This is a genomic window from bacterium (genome assembly GCA_026129405.1).
Classification (GTDB): domain Bacteria; phylum Desulfobacterota; class Binatia; order DP-6; family DP-6; genus JAHCID01.
Map to the genome: position 1 here is coordinate 60,825 of JAHCID010000007.1, position 17,889 is coordinate 78,713.

18 protein-coding genes are annotated in these 17,889 nt (G+C 72.3%); 8 read left to right on the forward strand and 10 right to left on the reverse strand.

Going from position 1 to position 17,889, the window contains the following annotated elements; translation table 11 throughout:
• Nucleotides 1–22: 22 nt before the first annotated feature.
• Nucleotides 23–856: a twin-arginine translocase subunit TatC gene (gene tatC / locus KIT14_20655; protein ID MCW5892932.1), complete on the forward strand. Its 834-nt coding sequence runs from the start codon at nt 23–25 to the stop codon at nt 854–856.
• A gap of 101 nt (nt 857–957) precedes the next feature.
• On the opposite strand, the gene KIT14_20660 is transcribed toward tatC, so the two are convergent.
• From KIT14_20660 to KIT14_20670, 3 genes are read right to left on the reverse strand one after another with little or no spacing between them, the layout of a single operon-like run.
• On the reverse strand, nt 958–2,031 hold the full coding sequence (locus KIT14_20660; GenBank protein MCW5892933.1) for a ferritin-like domain-containing protein: 1,074 nt from the start codon (nt 2,029–2,031) through the stop codon (nt 958–960).
• Nucleotides 2,032–2,053: 22 nt separating this feature from the next.
• Complete coding sequence (locus tag KIT14_20665; protein ID MCW5892934.1) at nt 2,054–2,323, reverse strand: DUF4911 domain-containing protein; 270 nt, start codon at nt 2,321–2,323, stop codon at nt 2,054–2,056.
• 3 nt (nt 2,324–2,326) lie between these two features.
• Nucleotides 2,327–3,841 carry a hypothetical protein gene (locus tag KIT14_20670; protein MCW5892935.1) on the reverse strand — a complete coding sequence of 505 codons (1,515 nt, stop codon included), beginning with the start codon at nt 3,839–3,841 and terminating at the stop codon, nt 2,327–2,329.
• 93 nt (nt 3,842–3,934) lie between these two features.
• On the opposite strand from KIT14_20670, the gene KIT14_20675 reads away from it, so the two are divergent.
• The 5 genes from KIT14_20675 to KIT14_20695 all read left to right on the forward strand — a co-directional run bounded on the left by KIT14_20675 (nt 3,935) and on the right by KIT14_20695 (nt 7,076).
• Complete coding sequence (locus KIT14_20675; GenBank protein ID MCW5892936.1) at nt 3,935–4,165, forward strand: hypothetical protein; 231 nt, start codon at nt 3,935–3,937, stop codon at nt 4,163–4,165.
• A gap of 88 nt (nt 4,166–4,253) precedes the next feature.
• Nucleotides 4,254–5,264 (forward strand): ribonuclease Z, encoded by a 1,011-nt coding sequence (locus KIT14_20680; GenBank protein MCW5892937.1) that lies wholly within the window; start codon nt 4,254–4,256, stop codon nt 5,262–5,264.
• Nucleotides 5,227–5,679, forward strand: coding sequence for a TIGR03668 family PPOX class F420-dependent oxidoreductase (locus KIT14_20685; protein ID MCW5892938.1), 453 nt, complete (start codon nt 5,227–5,229; stop codon nt 5,677–5,679). Before KIT14_20680 ends, KIT14_20685 begins: the two co-directional genes overlap by 38 nt.
• Nucleotides 5,680–5,951: 272 nt before the next feature.
• Nucleotides 5,952–6,227 (forward strand): hypothetical protein, encoded by a 276-nt coding sequence (locus KIT14_20690; protein MCW5892939.1) that lies wholly within the window; start codon nt 5,952–5,954, stop codon nt 6,225–6,227.
• A gap of 147 nt (nt 6,228–6,374) precedes the next feature.
• Nucleotides 6,375–7,076, forward strand: a complete 702-nt coding sequence (locus tag KIT14_20695; GenBank protein ID MCW5892940.1) for a site-2 protease family protein — start codon at nt 6,375–6,377, stop codon at nt 7,074–7,076.
• A gap of 4 nt (nt 7,077–7,080) precedes the next feature.
• Here KIT14_20695 and KIT14_20700 read toward each other — a convergent pair whose 3' ends face one another.
• The 3 genes from KIT14_20700 to glgX form a co-directional block, all read right to left on the reverse strand.
• Nucleotides 7,081–8,007 carry an SDR family NAD(P)-dependent oxidoreductase gene (locus KIT14_20700; protein MCW5892941.1) on the reverse strand — a complete coding sequence of 309 codons (927 nt, stop codon included), beginning with the start codon at nt 8,005–8,007 and terminating at the stop codon, nt 7,081–7,083.
• A 5-nt stretch (nt 8,008–8,012) separates the two neighbouring features.
• Nucleotides 8,013–8,936 carry an SDR family oxidoreductase gene (locus tag KIT14_20705; protein ID MCW5892942.1) on the reverse strand — a complete coding sequence of 308 codons (924 nt, stop codon included), beginning with the start codon at nt 8,934–8,936 and terminating at the stop codon, nt 8,013–8,015.
• 67 nt (nt 8,937–9,003) lie between these two features.
• Nucleotides 9,004–11,109 (reverse strand): glycogen debranching protein GlgX, encoded by a 2,106-nt coding sequence (glgX, locus tag KIT14_20710; protein ID MCW5892943.1) that lies wholly within the window; start codon nt 11,107–11,109, stop codon nt 9,004–9,006.
• 88 nt (nt 11,110–11,197) lie between these two features.
• Here glgX and KIT14_20715 point away from each other — a divergent pair, with 88 nt between their 5' ends.
• Entirely contained in the window at nt 11,198–12,397 is a 1,200-nt protein-coding gene (locus KIT14_20715; protein ID MCW5892944.1) for an MFS transporter, read from the forward strand.
• 78 nt (nt 12,398–12,475) lie between these two features.
• Complete coding sequence (locus tag KIT14_20720; GenBank protein ID MCW5892945.1) at nt 12,476–14,146, forward strand: hypothetical protein; 1,671 nt, start codon at nt 12,476–12,478, stop codon at nt 14,144–14,146.
• Between the two features lie 9 nt (nt 14,147–14,155).
• Here KIT14_20720 and KIT14_20725 read toward each other — a convergent pair whose 3' ends face one another.
• From KIT14_20725 to KIT14_20740, 4 genes are all read right to left on the reverse strand, one after another.
• Complete coding sequence (locus KIT14_20725) at nt 14,156–14,515, reverse strand: Hpt domain-containing protein (protein MCW5892946.1); 360 nt, start codon at nt 14,513–14,515, stop codon at nt 14,156–14,158.
• A gap of 109 nt (nt 14,516–14,624) precedes the next feature.
• On the reverse strand, nt 14,625–15,311 hold the full coding sequence (locus KIT14_20730; protein MCW5892947.1) for a TIGR04283 family arsenosugar biosynthesis glycosyltransferase: 687 nt from the start codon (nt 15,309–15,311) through the stop codon (nt 14,625–14,627).
• Nucleotides 15,311–16,276, reverse strand: coding sequence for an arsenosugar biosynthesis radical SAM protein ArsS (arsS, locus tag KIT14_20735; GenBank protein ID MCW5892948.1), 966 nt, complete (start codon nt 16,274–16,276; stop codon nt 15,311–15,313). The genes KIT14_20730 and arsS overlap by 1 nt, the downstream gene beginning before the upstream one ends.
• A 25-nt stretch (nt 16,277–16,301) precedes the next feature.
• The gene (locus tag KIT14_20740) at nt 16,302–16,907 is read right to left on the reverse strand and encodes a hypothetical protein (protein MCW5892949.1); all 606 of its coding nucleotides are present in this window, start codon (nt 16,905–16,907) and stop codon (nt 16,302–16,304) included.
• Nucleotides 16,908–17,889 lie beyond the last annotated feature (982 nt).

A 17,889-nucleotide genomic window follows, 5' to 3' on the forward strand; every position in this document is an offset into this window, starting at 1 on the left:
GGGGGCCGAACACGATGTGCGGATGCCGCTCACCGCACACCTGGAGGAGCTGCGGACCCGGCTGATCCGCATCATGATCGGCGCCTTCATCGGCTTCGGCGTCTGCTACGGCTTCTCCGAGCACCTGGTCGCGTTCCTCACCGAGCCCCTGACGGCGCTGGCGCCGCAGGACGCGATCGTCATCGGCACCGGCGTCACCGACGCCTTCTTCACCAAGCTGAAGGTGTCGTTCATCGGCGGCATCTTCGTCGCCAGCCCTTGGGTCTTCTTCCAGCTCTGGGCGTTCGTCGCCCCCGGCATGTACGAGAAGGAGAAGCGCATCGCGCTGCCCTTCTCGTTCGCGGCCACGGTCTTCTTCGTCGCCGGCGCGGCGTTCTGCTACCAGCTCGTGCTTCCCGTCGCCTTCTCGTTCTTCCTGAACGAGTTCGGCTCGGTCGGGATCGCGCCGCAGATCCGCATCACCGAGTACCTGACGTTCGTCTCGCGCATGCTCCTCGCCTTCGGCGTCACCTTCGAGCTGCCGGTGGTGACGTTCTTCCTCGCCCGCATCGGCCTCGTCACCCACCAGACCCTGATCGCCTACACCCGCTACGCCATCGTCGCGATCTTCATCGTCGCCGCCCTCCTCACGCCCGGCCCCGACATCGCCTCCCAGCTCCTGATGGCGACTCCCCTCCTCGTCCTCTACGGCCTCAGCATCGGTGTGGCCTACGTCTTCGGCAAGCCCAGACCGCCCGAATCCGAATCCGACGAAGAAGACGACGAAGACGACCCCGACGACGACCGGGACGAGGACGACGACGAGCAGGACGAGAGCGACGACGACGAGCCCCGCGGCGTCGCGCCCGCCCGCTAGTCCCGCGTCCGGAGCTCGTCGCCAAAGCTCGGGTGGGATCGCGCCGCCGGACGGCGGCGGGCGCGCGGCGCGAACGGCCCCACGCCCGCCTGCCGGCCGCATCACCCCGGCGTCGAAGCCGAAGCCCCGGAGACCCCGGCGATGAACGACGCCAGAGACGCCGGCATCGTCACGCCCTCGTCCTCCGTCGAGTCCGGCAAGGTCTCGAAGTGCAGCACCCCGATCTTCTCGAACGCCTCGCGCACCCGCGGCGTCAGCAGCCCGAGCCGCCGCAGGTTGGGTACGATCTTCGAGAAGAGCAGCTGCCGAAACCCGCCCATGAACGGGGTCTCGAGCGACCACTGCACCCACTGGTCGACGTCGAAGCCGAGCCGCTCCCACACCTCGTGCATGAGCAGGCGGTCACGCATGAGGTGAGCCGCCTCGATGACGAGATCCTCGCGCTGGCGCAGCTCGGAGGAGGTCATGTCCCTGTAGACCTCCTCCAGCGACAGCACGCCGAAGGCGACGTGCCGGGCCTCGTCGCGGATCACGTAGTTCGTGATCTGGTGCAGCAGGCGCTCGTGCGGGTTCATCATATGCATCATGCCGAATGCCGCCAGCGCGAGGCCTTCGACCATGATCTGCATGCCGAGGTAGGTCATGTCCCAGCGCGACTCGCGCACGATCTGCCCGAGCAGCGTGTGCAGGTGCGGGTTCACCGGGAACGCGAACGGCAGCTTCTCGGTGAGGTAGCGGCGATACACCTCGACGTGGCGCGCCTCGTCCGCCACCTGGCTGGCGGCGTAGAACTTGGCCTCCGTCCAGGGCACGGTCTCGACGATCTGCGCGGTGGCGAGGAGCGCGCCCTGCTCACCGTGCATGAACTGCGAGAGCATCCAGCCGAGCTGGTGGACGCGCATCCGTTTCAGCTCGGCGAGCGTGAGCGGGCGCGGCGGGTTCAGCATCGCGTTGAACGCCTCGGGCGGGAAGAACTCGGGGAACTGCTCGGGATCGACGTCGATCGTCCAGTCGATGTCGGTGGTCGCGTTCCATTGGAGACGCTTCCCCTTCTCGTAGAGGTTGTTCAGCGCCTCGCGCCGACAGTCGTACTCCCAGTTGAAGACCGTGTCGGACGCGGCGGGGATGGGCTCGATGCGGCCCTGCGGGGGAAGCGGGATCTGATGCGACGCCATGCAACCTCCTGGATCGACGTGGTCAGCCGACGGGGTCCGGACCGAGGACGTCACCCGCCTCGCCCTCCGGACGTGGAATGCGCACGCAGACCCCCTCGGCCTCGAGCGCGGACGTGACCCGCTCCACCTGGGCGGCGAAGTCGGGTGCTGCGATGATCGCGATGGTCGCCAGCCGCGGATCGAGCGTGCGGCAGACGGCGAGGTCCTCGTAGGACTCGAAGATGAACTTCACGTAGGCGATCTCGTGGCGCGGGACGCGCAGATACACGGCGAAGATATCGGACGAGTCCATGGGTCAAAAGCTCCAGCGGGCCTGGAAGACGACCTCGTCGTTCCCCTTGAACTGTCCGATGATCGAGTTCTCCGAGCCGCCGATCCACAGATAGCCGACGCGCACCCGCAGATCGTCCCGTACGTCCCACGATATGCGCGGAAACGCGAACCAGCCGCCCTTCTCCACCATGTAGACACCCCGGAACTCCAGCTCGAAGCGGTCCTCGAGCACCCGCTTGCGCAGCACCCCCGTGAAGCGCGTGTCCGGATCGCCGACGAGGAGGTCCGGCGTGCGCTCGAGGAACACGATCTGGTTCACCTGGAGGATCGGCTGAAACCCGTTCCACAGATAGTCGACGCCGAGCCCCCACTCGACCGAATCCAGCTCCGGGAAGACGTCGCCGATGTCGAACGGGACCTGCGGGCCGGTGAAGAGCGGGCACTTGCCGGCGCTCACGTCGCGCAGCATCGGGCACGGCTTGCCGCTGGCGACCCGGATCAGGCGGCGGCGGCCGAGCAGCGCGCGCGTGCTGGCGAGATACGGGCGGTCGATGAACCACGCCGCCTCGGCACGGACGGTCGCGTCGCCGAGCGGAGCGGCGAAGTCGGCGCCGGTCATGTGGATGCCGTCGTGCTCCTGCGTGAGCCGCGCGGTCGCGAGCGGGCGCGTGTCCGGGATGGCGGCCGCGAACGCCAGCAGGTCTTCCGCCGTCCCGAACCCGCCGGTGTACGGCCGGCGCGCCCGCACCCAAACCGGCAGGCTCGCGTCCGGGTTCGTCTCCGGCCCGGTGTAGTGGTACAGACTCCAGTCGACGCGCCGGACGCTGCCCGAGAGCCGCGCACCGATCGCGCCGTTCGCGAGCGTCCGCGCCGGCGTCTTGTTCTGCGTGCCGAAGTCGATCGCGACCTCCTTCGGCAGCATCACCTCCCGGACGCCGATCGGCGTCGCGACCGGCACCTTGCCTCCGAGCCGCACTCCACCCTCGTCGAACGAGATGCTCGACGGAAACCAGCGCTCCTCGGCGAGCGCGAGCCGCGGCGGCACCGCGATCGGCACGTAGAGCAGCTCGAGCTCGAGCCCCCGCAGCGACAGCACGGCCACGTCCGGCAGCGGCGACGACCCGAGCAGCATGGGGATGCCGAACTTCCGCTCCTCCATCTCGTCGACGAACGGATCGTGCCAGTCACGCGGGTTGACGACGTCGGTCGGCGGCGCACCGTCGAGCCGCCCCCAGGCGACGCGCTGGAGCCCCGCGCGCAGCTCCATGCGCCGTGCGCGCAGCTCGAGCCAGCCCTCGGTCACGTCGAAGGCCGGCGAGCGGTTCTGGAACGCCTGATCATACTCGTAGACGCCGATGCCCTGCCCGCCCTCGAACGGTCCGCCGATGCGACCCCGCACCTCGAGATGGCCCCGCAGCCAGCGCGCGGCGTTGCCGTCGACGCGCACGACGCCGACCGCCTGCGGCCGCTGGCGGGAGCCGGTGCCCGTATCGACGATCGCGAGGCCGTCGACGTAGCCGCCGACCGAGAGGTCCACCGCCCGCGCCGCACCGGCGACGAGCACGAGCGCGCACGCCAGCGCCGCGCGCGTTTTGTTGCCGGGGCGGGGGGCCCTCCCTATACTCCGCCCATGAGCCAGCCCCGCGAAGTCGACCGTCTGATCGCCGCCACGCACCGCCGCTTCGTGAAGGCGATGGACGCGCGGGTGCCCGCCATGAGCCCGGAGATGAAGGAGACCTACTTCTCCGTCCTCACCAAGCTGGTCGACAAGCTGGAGACGGAGGAGAAGCCGCTGCGCGAAGTCGCCCAGGAGATGATGACCGAGGCGATGCACGAGGTTCTCCAGATGGTGCAGGGCTGACGGCCGCCAGGCGCGCACGGCTTGCTCCATAGCAAGCGCTTCCCGCGACGACCAAGCACCCAGAGCTCCCGCCGTGAACAAGTCCACCCTGCGCGCGCGCCTGCTGAACGGGCAGACGGGCGACCCCGCCCTCCTCGTCGGCCTGCGCTGGCAGGGCCGCGCGCTCCTCGTCGACCTCGGCCGCATCGACCGCACCCCCGGCGCCGTCCTCTTGCCCATCGAAGCGGTCTTCGTCTCGCACGCCCACATGGACCACTTCATGGGGTTCGACCAGCTGCTGCGCATCTTCCTCGCGCGCGAGTCGCACCTGCGTCTCTACGGCCCCGAGGGCATCGCGGACTGCGTCCACGGCAAGCTGCACGGCTACACCTGGAACCTGACGGACGAGTACGCCTTCACCATCGACGTCACCGAGATCGGCGCCGACACGATGACGACGACGCGCTTCGCGGCGGCGCGCCGCTTCGCGCGCGAGCCGCTCGGCACGGCGCCGTTCGACGGCGTCTGCTTCCGGGACGCGATCGTCACCGTCGAGGCCGCCCCGCTCGACCACAAGATCGTCTCCATGGGGTATGCGGTCACCGAGCGCACGCACCTGAACGTCCGTCCCGAGGCGCTCGAGGCGGAGGGGCTCCGCCCCGGGCCGTGGCTGAACGTCCTCAAGAGCGCCGTGCGCGGCGACGCCCCGGACGACATGCCGATCGAGGTGGCCCCCGGCGACCGCCGCACGGTCGCCGACCTGCGCGCGACCCTGCTGACGGTCACGCCGGGCCAGAAGATCGCCTACGTCGTCGACACCCTCTTCTCGCCGCCCAACGCCGCCCGGATCGTCCGCCTGGCCCGCGGCGCCGACGTGTTCTTCTGCGAGTCGCCCTTCCTCGACGCCGACATCGACCAAGCCAGCAAGCGCTACCATCTGACCGCACGCCAGGCAGGGGCGCTCGCCCGCGCCGCCGGCGCGAAGCGGCTCCAGGTGTTCCACTTCTCGCCCCGCTACGAGGGCCGCTACGGCGAGCTGGTGGCCGAGGCGCAGGCGGAGTACGCCGGGCGGCAGATGCGCTATGCCCAGCTGGACGGACGAGACGCGCCGCTTCCTTGAGGCGCACCGGATCGGGCACCTCGCGACCGCCGGTGCGGACGGCGCACCGCACGTCGTCCCCGTCTGCTATGCGCTCGACGACGCCGCCGTCTACTTCGTCGCCGACCTGAAGCCGAAGCGCGGCCCCGCCCGCACGCTCGCGCGGCTGCGCAATCTCCGGGAGAACCCGCGCGCCGCGCTCGTCGTCGACGACTACGACGACGCCTGGGCGCGGCTCGCCTGGGTGATGGTGCGCGGCCCGGCGGCGACGCTGCACGACGCGGCGGCGCATGGCGACGCCCTCGCACGCCTGCGCGCGCGCTATCCCCAGTACCGCGCGATGGCGCTCGACGACCCGGATGCGCACCCGATCGTGCGCATCGTCGCAGCGCACGTGACGTCGTGGAGTGTGGACGGCGCTTTGCGGTCATACTAGCTCGCATTGCGTCCGTGCCCGAGCGTCGTGACGACGGGCGCGATTGCACGACCCGGCCACCCGATGGGACGACGTGCCGGCCTGGACACGGCGCGTGTCGCAGCTGGCCCGCAGCTGCGCATTTGCCCCCAAGCTCTCGATATCCAACGCGAAGCCTTCTCGCGCCGAAATGCCTTGCGTGTCCTGGGCGCCCGCGCCCGGTGGGCCCGGAGAACACCCGAATGGCACCGGATTCGCTATTCGTGGAACTCCCAAGGGGGCTCACACCAGCCATGATCATCGACCGCGAGACCTTCACCGAACTGGCCGTCCACCTCAAGCTCGCTTCCGACGCCGTCCTCACGACCGCACGCCACCTCGCGGTGCTCTCGAACGGCAACAACGGTCCCGAGGAACACTGGGCCGGCACCCTCGACAGCCTCATGAGCATGAACACCGAGATCACCGTCATGGAGCGCATCCTGCGCGCCCTGATGGATGCGAATCGCGAGGAGGAAGGCCCCAACGCCGCCGCTCCCGCGAAGAAGTCCGAACCGCTTCCCTCCTGAACACACCCCGCCCGCGGCGACGGGGCGGCCGTCCCGTCGCCGCTCCCCTCCCTCCGACGCAGGTCGGAGGCGCCGCCGCGGCGCGCCGCCGCACGCGACCGGACGCGTCCCTTGCAGGACGCCCCACCCCCGCTCCATGTGGACGGCGTGGGACTCGATCTCGAGCGCGTGCTCCTGTGGTACGGCGCCTTCCTCGCCTCGACCGTGCTGCACGAGGCGGCGCACGCCTGGGTCGCCTTCCGCCTCGGCGATCCCACCGCCTACCACGGCGGTCAGGTGAGCCTCGATCCGCGAGCGCACGTGCGTCGCGAGCCGATCGGCACGGTCGTGGTGCCGCTGCTCTCCCTCGCCGGCGGCGGCATGATGCTCGGCTGGGCGAGTGCGCCCTACGATCCCGTCTGGGCCATGCGCTCGCCGCGGCGTGCGGCCGCCATGGCGCTCGCGGGGCCGCTCGCGAACCTGCTCCTCGTGCTGCTCGCCGCCATCGCGATCCGCGCCGGCGTCGCCGCCGGCGTCTTCGGCCCGCCCGCGGCACTGGCGCCGGCCGGGCTCGCCGTCGGCCACGGCGCCTGGGCCGCGGCGGCGACGCTGCTGAGCGTCCTCTTCACCCTCAACCTGACGCTCGCGGTGCTGAACCTGCTGCCGGTGCCGCCGCTCGACGGCGGCGGCGCCGTGCCGCTGCTGCTGCCCGAGGAGGCCGGCCGCACCTGGCGGCGGCTCACTCTCGGCAGCCCGGTGTTCGCCGCGCTCGGCCTGCTCCTCGCCTTCCAGGTGGTCGGCCCGGCGATGCGACGGCTGTTCCTCGCCGCCGCCAACCTGCTCTGGAGCGGGACCGCCGCCTACGGCTGACGCCTCACGGCTCGCGCGGCGGCGCCGGGTTCACGAGGTCGAGCCCCATCGTGCGCGAGAACAGCGTCGCGACGGCCTCGGGCGTCCAGCGCCCCTCGGTCTGGATCGTGCGCACGGGCGCGGGATCGTTCATCAGGGCGACGATGCCGCCCATGACGACGAAGACCTGCCCGTTCACGTCGCGGGCCGCATCGGTGGCGAGCCAGGCGACCCAGGGCGCAACGTTCTCGGGGCCCGTGTGGCCGAGCTGGAACGTGCGCTGTCCGCCGGGCGACTGCACGCCGGACTTGACGCGCGCGGCGCGGGCGGCGGCGGACACCGACTGCGTCATGCGCGTCGACGCCGCCGGGCACACCGCGTTCACGGTGACGCCGTAGCGCCCCATCTCCCGCGCGACCACGCGCGTCAGCCCCGCGATGCCGTCCTTGGCCGCACCGTAGTTCGACTGCCCCGAATTGCCGATCGTGCCCGAGGTCGACGCCATCGAGATGATGCGGCCGCGCTTCTGCTGCCGCATCCGGGCGGCGGCGTGGCGCGTACAGTTGAACGTGCCCTTCAGATGCACGCCGATCACCGCGTCCCAGTCCTCTTCGGTGAGGTTCCACAGCATGCGGTCGCGCAGGATGCCGGCGTTGTTCACGAGCACGTCGACGGCGCCGAACTCACGCGCGCACTGCGCGATCATGCGCTCGGCGGCGGCGAAGTCGGTGACGCTGTCGTGGTTCGCGATGGCCGTGCCGCCGGCGGCGCGGATCGCCGCGACGACTTCGTCGGCGACGCTCGTCTGCGCGCCGGAGCCGTCCATGCCGCCGCCGAGGTCGTTCACGACCACCGCCGCGCCCTCCTTCGCCAGCAGCTCGGCGATCGCGCGCCCGATGCCGCGCCCCGCGCCGGTGACGATGGCCGCCCGCCCCTCGAGTCGCTTTCCCATCGTCGTCACTCCTTCGCCGGGGCGGGGTTCTTCACGCCCGCCAGCACGGTGCTCGGCGCGAGCCGGTCGAGCTCGTCGAGCGTCCACACGCCGTCCTTGTAGAGGGTCTGCACGAGCCGCGGCTGCGACAGCAGCGCGATCGCGCTGCCCCAACACAGGAAGAACTGGCCGTTCACGGCCGAGGCGTACTCGCTCGCCAGGTAGACGACCATCGGCGCGACGTCGTCCGGATCGAGGTGCTCGATGTCGCCCGTGCCGCGATCCTCGCGCACGATCCCCTGCTGCTTCCGCAGCTCGCGGCCCTTCAGGTACGCCTCGGTGACCGTCATGCGCGTGCCGGCGACGGGCGACACCGCGTTCACGGTGACGCCGTAGCGCCCGAGGTCGCGCGCCGCGACCTTCGTGAGCCCCCCGATCGCCGACTTCGCCGCGCCGTAGTTCGTCTGCCCGGGGTTGCCGAAGAGCCCGGCGCCCGACGTGAACGTGACCACGCGGCCGTAGCGCTGCTCGCGCATGAACGGCGCCGCGTGGCGCAGGCAGTTGAACGTGCCCTTCAGGTGCACGGCGAGGACGGCGTCGAACTCCTCCTCGCTCATGTTGAAGACCATGCGATCGCGGATGATGCCGGCGCACGTGACCAGCACGTCGATGCGACCGAAGCGCGCGATCGCGGTCTCGATGATGCGCTTGGCGGCGTCCCACTCGGCGACCGACTCGGTGCTGGCCACGGCCTCGCCGCCCGCCGCCTCGATCTCGCGCACGACGTCGAAGGCCGGGCCGCTCGACGGCTGCGAGCCGTCCAGCCCCACCCCGTAGTCGTTCACCACGACCTTCGCCCCGGCGTCGGCCAGCGCGCGCGCGACGCCGCGGCCGATGCCGCGGCCCGCGCCCGTCACCACCGCGACGCGGCCGGCGAGCATGTCTCCCATGTCGAGCGTCCCTCCCGAGCCGCGGGTCATAGCCCGCACGCGCGGCGGCGCTCAACCCGCGGCGCGGTCAGGCGTGACGCAGGAGCACGACCGCGTGGGCGGGAACGTCGCAGGCGGCGGTCGGACGCCGATGCGACGCCGGATCGGCCGTGTCGACCTCGACCCGCCAGCCGCCGCGCCCGCCGAGCACCGGCAGCACGAACGTGCAGGTCTCGTCGCCGCCGTTGAGGAGCAGCATCACCGAGTCGCCGTCGACCGGCCGCCCGCGCGCGTCGCGCTCCTCGCTCGCCGCGCCGTGCACGAGGAGCCCGAGGCAGCGGCGGTCGGCGTCGTGCCAGTCGTCGCCGCGCATCTCGGCGCCGTCGGGCCGCAGCCAGGCGACGTCCTTGGTCCCGCCCTGCGTCGGCGCGCCGTGGAAGAACGAGCGGCGGCGCAGCACCGGATGCGCCGCGCGCAGCGCGAACACGCGGCGCGTGAACTCCGTCAGCGCGCGCCGCCGGCGGTCGAGCGTCCAGTCGACCCAGCCGATCGGCCCGTCCTGGCAGTACGCGTTGTTGTTGCCGCCCTGCGTGCGCCCGAGCTCGTCGCCGGCGCACAGCATCGGCACGCCCTGCGAGAAGGCCAGCGTCGCGAGGAAGCTGCGTACGACGCGGTCGCGCACCGCGAGCACCTCCGGATCGTCCGTGTCGCCCTCGGCGCCCCAGTTGCGGCTCCAGTTGTCGTCGGCGCCGTCGCGGTTGTCCTCGCCGTTGGCCTCGTTGTGCTTCCGCTCGTAGGCGACGACGTCGCTCAGCGTGAAGCCGTCGTGGCAGGTGACGAAGTTGATGCTGGCGAACGGGTTGCGGCCGGTGGGGCCGTAGAGGTCGCTCGATCCCGTCAGGCGATAGCCGAGGTCGCCGACCTGCCCGGGGTCGCCGCGCCAGAAGCGGCGCACGGTGTCGCGGTACTTGCCGTTCCACTCCGTCCAGCCGAGCGGGAAGTTGCCGACCTGATAGCCGCCCGGCCCGAGGTCCCACGGCTCGGCGATGAGCTTCACCTGCGAGAGCACCGGGTCCTGCGCGATGATGTCGAAGAACGTCCCGAGACGGTTCACCTCGTAGAGCTCGCGCGCGAGCGCCGGGGCGAGGTCGAAGCGAAAGCCGTCGACGTGCATGTCGAGCACCCAGTAGCGCAGGCTGTCCATGATCAGCTGGATGGTGCGCGGGTGCAGCATGTTGAGGCTGTTGCCGCAGCCGGTGAAGTCGACGTAGCGGCGCAGGTCCTTGGGCTCGAGGCGGTAGTAGGCGACGTTGTCGATGCCGCGCAGCGAGAGCGTCGGCCCGAGCTCGTTGCCCTCGCCGGTGTGGTTGTAGACGACGTCGAGGATCACCTCGATGCCGGCGCGATGGAGGCGCTTCACCATCGTCTTCCACTCGTCGACCTGCGCGCCGCGGCCGGCGCCGCTCGCGTAGCGGACGTCGGGCGCGAAGAAGCCGATGGAGTTGTAGCCCCAGTAGTTCGTGAGTCCGCGCTCGACGAGGCTCCGCTCCGACACCACGTGGTGCACCGGCATCAGCTCGACGGCCGTTATGCCGAGCGACAGCAGGTGGTCTAGGACGGCGTCTTGCGCGAGGCCGAGGTACGTCCCGCGCAGCGGCTCGGGGACGTCGGGGTGGAGCTGCGTCAGCCCCTTCACGTGGCACTCGTAGATGACCGTGCGGTTCCACGGCGTGCGCAGCGGGCGGTCGTCGCCCCAGGTGAAGGCGGTCTCGACGACGACGCCCTTCGGCACGAACGGCGCGCTGTCGGCGGTCGAGGCGACGAGATCCGCCTGCGGATCGCCGACGGCGTAGCCGAAGAGCGCGTCGTTCCAGTGCACGCCGCCGGCGATGGCCTTCGCGTACGGATCGATGAGGAGCTTGGCGGGATTGAAGCGGTGCCCCGCCGCCGGATCGTACGGACCGTGCACGCGCCAGCCGTAGAGCTGCCCGGGGCGGGCGTCGGGCAGGTACGCGTGCCACACGAACTGGTCGCGCTCGGTGAGCGTGATGCGCGCGCTCTCGCGGGGATCGTCGGGCGCGTCGAAGAGACAGAGCTCGACGCCGGTCGCGTGCTCGGAGAAGAGCGCGAAGTTGACGCCCTCGCCGGTCCACGTGGCCCCGAGCGGATACGGCACCCCCGGCCACACGCGCATGACGGCCCGGATGCCAGAGGCCCCGGTCCGCGGCAAGGCGCGGCCGCGGTTTGACGCTGTCGGTGTCGCGTGGTGACCTGCGCCGGCCGTGCGCGGCGCCCTCGCCTCCCCCGACTATCGCCGCTTCTGGCTCGGCTCCCTGGTGGCCAACCTGGGGCTCTGGGTGCAGTCGATCGCGCTCGGCTGGCTCGTCTATGCGCTGACGAGCAAGGCGTCGTGGCTCGGCGCCGTCAGCTTCGTCGGCAACCTGCCGACGTTCGCGCTGGGTCTCCTCGGCGGAGCGATCGCCGACCGCATGAGCCGGCGTGCGATCATGATCGTGTCGCTGCTCGTCCTCGCCGGCAGCGCCCTGCTGCTCGCGACCCTCACCGCGACGGGCCACATCGCCGTCGGCTGGGTACTCGTGACCGCCGTGATCGGCGGCACGGCGACGGCACTCTACACGCCGGCGATGCACTCGGTCATGCCGCAGCTGGTGCCCGAGAAGGACCTCCTCAACGCGATCTCGCTCAACTCGGTCCAGTTCAATCTCGCGCGGGCCGTCGGCCCCGCCGTCGCCGGCGTGCTCTACGGCGCCGTCGGACCGGCGTGGTGCTTCGCGATCAACGCGGTCGGCTTCCTCGTCCTCGCAGGCGTCATCACCTCGATCCACCTGCCGCCGCGGCCGGCGGTCGCGCCGCCGCCGATCTGGCGCGCGGTGCGCGAGGGCGTGCGCTACGTGCGCGCGCATCCGGTCATCGGGCCGCACATCCTGCTCGCGGCGGCGATGAGCCTCTTCGGCTTCCCGTACATCATCCTGCTGCCGGCGATCGCAAGCGACGTGCTGCACCTCGACGCGCGCGGGCTCGGGCTGCTCATGGCGTCGGTCGGCAGCGGGGCCGTGATCGGCGGCTTGTTCGCGTCCTTCGGGCAGCGCGTCCCGCGCGGTCTCCTCACCGCCGCGGGCTCGGTCGGCTTCGGGATCGCCGTCATGAGCTTCGCCGTCGTGCGCACGCCGCCGGCCGTGGGCGCCCTCCTCTTCCTGCTCGGCGCGCTCCAGACGGTGACGATCGCGTCGCTGACGACGACGCTCCAGGTCGAGGTCGCCGAGGCGCTACGCGGCCGGGTGATGAGCATGCTGACGGTGATCTTCTTCGGCTTCTCGACGCTGGGCGGGCTCTGCCTCGGCATCGCCGGCGACCACGTCGGCGTGCCGGGCGCCCTCGCCGCCGGCGGCTGCGTGACGACGCTGGTCGCGACCGCCCTCGCCGCGCGCGATCGCCGCACGCGGTCGCCACGCACCGCCTGAGCGCGTGCCCGCCGTCCGACGCGGCGCGCGACGTGAAAGTCGTGGACACCCTCGGCGGCGGTCGCGTATGCCGCCCGCATGTCGCTCGTCGTCGGCCTGCTCGCGTCGCTGCTGCTCGCTCCGCCCGCGCTCGCCGGCGATCCGTCGCTCGCCTGCCTGCGCGCCTCGGGCGACGCCGGCCAGCGCTGCCTCGCCGCCTACACCGCGGCGCTGCGGCGCCGCCGCAGCCGCCGCGACGCCGCCTGCGAGACCGCGCTGCGCGCGCCGGGCGGCCGGCTGGCGACCATCCTCGCGACGGTCGAGACGCCGGCGGCCGCGAAGTGCGGCGACGCCGCGGCCGAGCCGCTCGGCTACACGTCGGCCGACGACGTGCCGCTGCGCACGCGCGAGTCGTGCGCCGACTTCGGCGACGAGATCACCGACCTCGTCTACGCCGACACGCTCGGCTCGCCCGGCGGCGCGCTGCTGCGCTGCCAGCGCGAGGTCGCGAACCGCACGGCCCGCCTCGGCGCCGCGACGCTGCGCCTGTGGGGCGACTGCAACCTGGCCGCGGCGCGTGGCGGCGGCTGCCGGCGGGCGAAGCGCGACGCCCGCATCGCGGAGCTGCGCGCCCGCATCGCGCGCCGCATCGGGCAGCGCTGCGGGGCGCGCTACGCGTCGCTGCGCCTGGGTCCCCTCGACGCGCTCCTCGAAACCGTCGTCGTCCGCGGGCGCCACTACGCGCAGCGCGTATACCCGCCGAACGATCTCGGCCCGACGGCCGACTTCGGCCCGTATGCGGTCGGCATCCGCACGCTCGCCCTCACCGATCCGGCGCGCACGAACGCGCGGGGCACGGGCCCACGCCCGGTGACGGTCGAGGTCTACTACCCCTCCACGGAGGCGGCGGTCGCGGGCGTGCCGCGCGACGTCGCCGAGGTGCTCGGCATCCCGGTCGTCGTGACCCCCGCCTACCGCGACGTGGCGCGGGCGTCCGGCCGCTTCCCGCTCGTGCTCTTCTCGCACGGCAACGGCGGCATCCGCATCCAGTCGTTCTTCTTCGCCGCGCACCTCGCCAGCCACGGCTACGTGGTCGTGAGCCCCGACCACCACGGCAACACCTTCACCGACGCGCTCGCCGGCATCGTCGACCCCGACGTCGCCAACAACCGCCCGCGCGACATGTCGTTCCTGATCGACCGCTTCCTCGCCTTCGACGCCGACCCGCAGAGCCCGTTCGCCGGCGCCATCGACGGCACGCGCATCGGTGCCTCGGGCCATTCGTTCGGCGGCTTCACGTCGCTGCGGCTCGCCGGCGCCGATCCGCTGCGCGACGTGCGCGTGAAGGCGATCTTCCCGCAGGCGCCGGCGGCACCGTTCCCGCCCGAGTTCTACGCCGGGATGACGGTACCCGTGATGATCGTCGGCGGCTCGATCGACGAGACGACGCCGTTCCCGAGCCAGCAGAAGGCGCCCTACGCGCTGATCCCGTCCGGGGCGGCCATCGTCGCGCTCGCCGAGCTGCGCAACGCCGGCCACTTCACGTTCTCGGACTTCTGCGAGCCGCCGCGCCAGATCGTCGCGTTCCTGGGCGGCTTCGACGAGGCGTGCCAGCCGCGGCACCTTCCCTGGCGCCACGCCCACGACATCGTGAACTACCTCGGCCTCAACTTCTTCGACGCCACCCTGCGCGGCGACGCCGCCGCGCGCGCCCGGCTCGCCCCCGCCGTGGTGGCGACGATCGAGGACGTGACCTACCGCACGAAGTAGCGGCCGCGCTCAGGCGCCTTCGCGCATCACCCGATCGAGCGCGGGCTGGAGACGCGCCAGCTCGCTCTGCAGCCGGACCCAGGCGGCGCCCGCGTCGACGAGGCTGCCGGTGCGTCCGATCGTCTCGAGCCGCAGCGCGGCCGCGTGCGCGGCCCGCGCCGCGAGCGTGCCGAGCGAGCCCTTCAGTCGGTGCGCCGCACGCTCGACGCGCTTCGCGTCGGCCGCGGCCATGCCCTCCTGGATGGCGTCGAGCGTCTCCGCCCGATCCTCCGCGAACAGCTCGATCAGACGCAGCACCAGCTCGGGGTCGCCCCCGGCCTGCTCGAGCAATGCATCGCGGTCCAGAACCTGTTCATCGCCGGAGACCATGGCGTGCCCCCGCAGCAAGCCGCATGCCGCCAGCCACCTGCCGATCCGTCAACGGCTCACCCCGCATCTGCCGCCGCGTAGCCGACGCCAGCGTCGAAATTGTCACGCTTCAGCGCGGGTTGCCGTAGAGACGCGCGAGCGTCCGGGGCGAAACGCCTAGGCGATAGAGCAGCGGCAGGAGGCGCATGGCGAGCACCGCGCGCACCGGATCGCGGAGAAACCGCCGCCCCGACACCCGCACCTCCGCCGCCACCGTCCGCAGGCGGCCGACGCGGCGCAGGCGGCGGGCCAGCTCGACGTCCTCCATGATGGGCTGATCGGGGAACCCGCCGACGCCGACGAAGACGTCGCGCCGCACGAAGATCGCCTGGTCGCCGTAGGGAAAGCGTGTGACGCGCGAGCGCACGTCGGCGAGGCGCAGCAGCGGCCCGAGCCAGTTGATGCCGTCGTCGCAGACGGTGTGGAGGCGGAAGGCGCCGCCCACGACGCCCGGCGCCGCCAGCGCCGCCGCGATGTGGGCCGCGGCATCGGCCGGCAGGACGGCGTCGGCATGCAGGAAGCACAGCACGTCGCCCGTCGCGGCGCGCGCGCCGACGTTCATCTGCGTCCCGCGCCCGCGCGGCGCACGCAGCACGCGCACGCCGTCGACGCGGGCCGCGATCGCCACCGTGCCGTCACGGCTGCCGCCGTCGACCACGACGATCTCGGCGACGCCCGCCGTCGCCCGCAGCGCGCCGAGGCGCGCCCCGATACGGGCCGCCTCGTCGAGGACGGGGACGACGACCGTCAGCCGCATCAGGCGAGCGCGCCGCCGCAGCTGGAGCCCGCGCCCGCGGTGCAGCCGACGCAGTGCGCGGCGGTGGCGATCGGGGCGCCCGCGAGCGCGGCGAGGTCGTCGACGTCCCAGATCGTGCGCGCCGCCGGCGCCCCGAGCGGCAACGACAGCATCTGGTTGAAGTCGCAGTCGTGGAGGCGCCCGTCCCACGCGACGCTCACCAGCGAGCGGCACATGAGCCCGCCGATCGCCTGCGGGTTGAAGTGGTTCACGAGCAGCCCGAGATAGGCCGCCGCCTCCCCGCGCCGGGCGAGGTCGGCGGCGAAACGCGCGATCGGCATGTTGGTGAGCGTCAGCAGCCGATCGAAGACGATGCCGAAGCGCGTCCCGAGCTCGCGCCGGTAGTCGGCCTCGAGCGCGGCCTGCGGCGGCGGCAGGCGTGGACCGAGCGGGTTGTAGACGAGGTCGAGCCGCAGCCCCGTGCCGGGACGTCCGTAGCCGAGCGCGTTCAGCCGCCGGAGCGCGGCGATGCTGCGCGCGAAGACGCCGCGGCCGCGCTGGGCGTCTACGTTGTCCGGGCCGTAGCACGGCAGGCTGGCGACGACGTCGACGCGTTCGGCGGCGAGGAAGGCGGCGAGGTCTTCCTGCCCCGGCTGCTCGAGGATGGTCAGGTTGCAGCGGTCGATCACGCGCCGCCCGAGCCGCCGCGCGCCGACCACCAGCCCGCGGAACTGGTCCGACAGCTCCGGCGCCCCGCCGGTGAGGTCCAGCACCGCGACCGCCGGGCTGCACTCGAGGACGTGCAGCACACGCGCGGCCACGTCGGCGGACATGCGCTCGGTGCGCGTCGGCCCGGCGTCGACGTGGCAGTGGTGGCAGGCCTGGTTGCAGACCTTGCCGACGTTCACCTGGAGCGTGCCGACCGCATCCCGGCGCAGCGGTCCGAGCCCGTGCGTCGCGAGGAGTGTGTCGAAATCCGGCGTCACCGGCCGCTCACGGAGGTCGCGCCCGTCAGAGCTCCCGACAGAGCAGGAAGTAGCTGTCGAGCGGCTTGCCCTTCTTCCACGCCGACCCGATGAGCACGTCGTGCGACACCCGCCGCAGATAGTCGACCATGTTCATGTACACGAGCCGCGACAGCCCCTGCTCGTTCGGCCGCACCGCCGGCCACGCCGCCGGGTGCTCCGGCGGCACGCACCGATAGTCGATCGCCGCCGGCGCCTGCCCTTCGGCGTGTACGACGAAGTACCCGGGCCCGATCAGCCACCCGAGCTGCTGATGGTTGTACCCCCACAGCACGTCCTCACCGTCGCCCCGTCCCACACTCGGCCGACAGAACCGCTTCTGGAACTCGGTGAACACCGGCAACGAGTTCTTGCCGTGGAAGACGACCTCACGCAGCGATCCGTAATCGGGCGGCACGAGGTCGGCGGTGGTGATCGCAGGCCCGCTCGCCGCACCCTCCCAGAGCTTGCGCTGCAACGCAGGCCCCTGGAGGCTCCGCGTCGCCTCGACCCGCCCGGCGTGCGAGAGCCCGTCGAGGAAGGCGGCGACCTCCGCCATGTCGGGGCGCTCGGGGGTGAGGAGCTGCTTCAGGCGCTCGCCGGGGGTGGACATGCGGGAGTTGTAGCGGCGCGGATTCGGCGGGCGCAACCGCGCACAGGGCTGCGGCGCGGCGCGCGACACCGCAGGCCGCGAGCCAGCGAGCCTGCCACGCGGACGCCAGGTGGCGCCGATCGCGTTCGGCGATGGGTGCGGCCCTCGAACCCGCCGCTGGCGCACGGAGCGCGGCGCGCCGCGGCCGCAGCATCTCGCCCATCGCCACTCGCAGACCATCTTGCGCGCCACCGGAGCCCGACCCGCCGGCCCATCGCGACTTGACACGCTTACCAGAATGCTATCAATATCTGACAATCACGCCATGACTAAGGGCGCGACCCAGCTGTGTTTCGACATTCGCCAGCACGGCGGCCGGCGGGCCGGAGCCGGCCGCAAGGCGGCGGGACGCCCCGGCGTTCCCCATCGGGCACGGGCGGCGCACGACGGCCGCATCCCCATGCATGTCACGCTCCGCGCGGCCGCACTGCCCTCGTCCCTCCGGACGCCGCGCGTGTTCGTCGCCGTGCGTGCGGCCATCGCCCGCGCCTCGCGTACCTCCTTGCGGGTGATCGCGTTCTCCGTCCGGCGCGACCACGCGCACCTCCTGGTCGAAGCCGACACGACGCCCGCCCTGGCGCGCGGCCTCCAGGGCTCGCGATCCGCGTCGCGAAGGCGGTGAACCGGGTGCTCGGTCGCCGCGGCGCGGTCTGGGGCGACCGCTATCATGCGCGGGAGCTCACGACGCCTCGCGAGGTGCGCAACGCTCTCGTCTACGTGCTCCAGAACCACCGCGAGCACGGCCACGATCGCGGTCCGCGTCTCGACCCGTGCTCGTCCGCGCCGTGGTTCGATGGGTGGAAGAGCGGGACGACGGCGACGCTCTCGTCACCCGTGGTCACGGCGCGGACCTGGCTGGCGCGGTGGGGGTGGCGACGGCACGGGCTGCTCGCTCCGGACGAGGCGCCACGCGGGCGCCGCGGGCCTCGAGGGATCGGGAAAC

Bases quoted from the DNA above. Each gene is read 5' to 3' on its own strand.
- KIT14_20700 (MCW5892941.1), bottom strand. From the start codon at position 8,007: ATGGGAAAGCGACTCGAGGGGCGGGCGGCCATCGTCACCGGCGCGGGG.
- tatC (MCW5892932.1), top strand. From the start codon at position 23: ATGCCGCTCACCGCACACCTGGAGGAGCTGCGGACCCGGCTGATCCGC.
- KIT14_20690 (MCW5892939.1), top strand. From the start codon at position 5,952: ATGATCATCGACCGCGAGACCTTCACCGAACTGGCCGTCCACCTCAAG.
- KIT14_20660 (MCW5892933.1), bottom strand. From the start codon at position 2,031: ATGGCGTCGCATCAGATCCCGCTTCCCCCGCAGGGCCGCATCGAGCCC.
- KIT14_20730 (MCW5892947.1), bottom strand. From the start codon at position 15,311: ATGCGGCTGACGGTCGTCGTCCCCGTCCTCGACGAGGCGGCCCGTATC.
- glgX (MCW5892943.1), bottom strand. From the start codon at position 11,109: ATGCGCGTGTGGCCGGGGGTGCCGTATCCGCTCGGGGCCACGTGGACC.
- KIT14_20675 (MCW5892936.1), top strand. From the start codon at position 3,935: ATGAGCCAGCCCCGCGAAGTCGACCGTCTGATCGCCGCCACGCACCGC.
- KIT14_20705 (MCW5892942.1), bottom strand. From the start codon at position 8,936: ATGGGAGACATGCTCGCCGGCCGCGTCGCGGTGGTGACGGGCGCGGGC.
- KIT14_20685 (MCW5892938.1), top strand. From the start codon at position 5,227: ATGCCCAGCTGGACGGACGAGACGCGCCGCTTCCTTGAGGCGCACCGG.
- KIT14_20725 (MCW5892946.1), bottom strand. From the start codon at position 14,515: ATGGTCTCCGGCGATGAACAGGTTCTGGACCGCGATGCATTGCTCGAG.
- KIT14_20740 (MCW5892949.1), bottom strand. From the start codon at position 16,907: ATGTCCACCCCCGGCGAGCGCCTGAAGCAGCTCCTCACCCCCGAGCGC.
- KIT14_20665 (MCW5892934.1), bottom strand. From the start codon at position 2,323: ATGGACTCGTCCGATATCTTCGCCGTGTATCTGCGCGTCCCGCGCCAC.
- KIT14_20720 (MCW5892945.1), top strand. From the start codon at position 12,476: ATGTCGCTCGTCGTCGGCCTGCTCGCGTCGCTGCTGCTCGCTCCGCCC.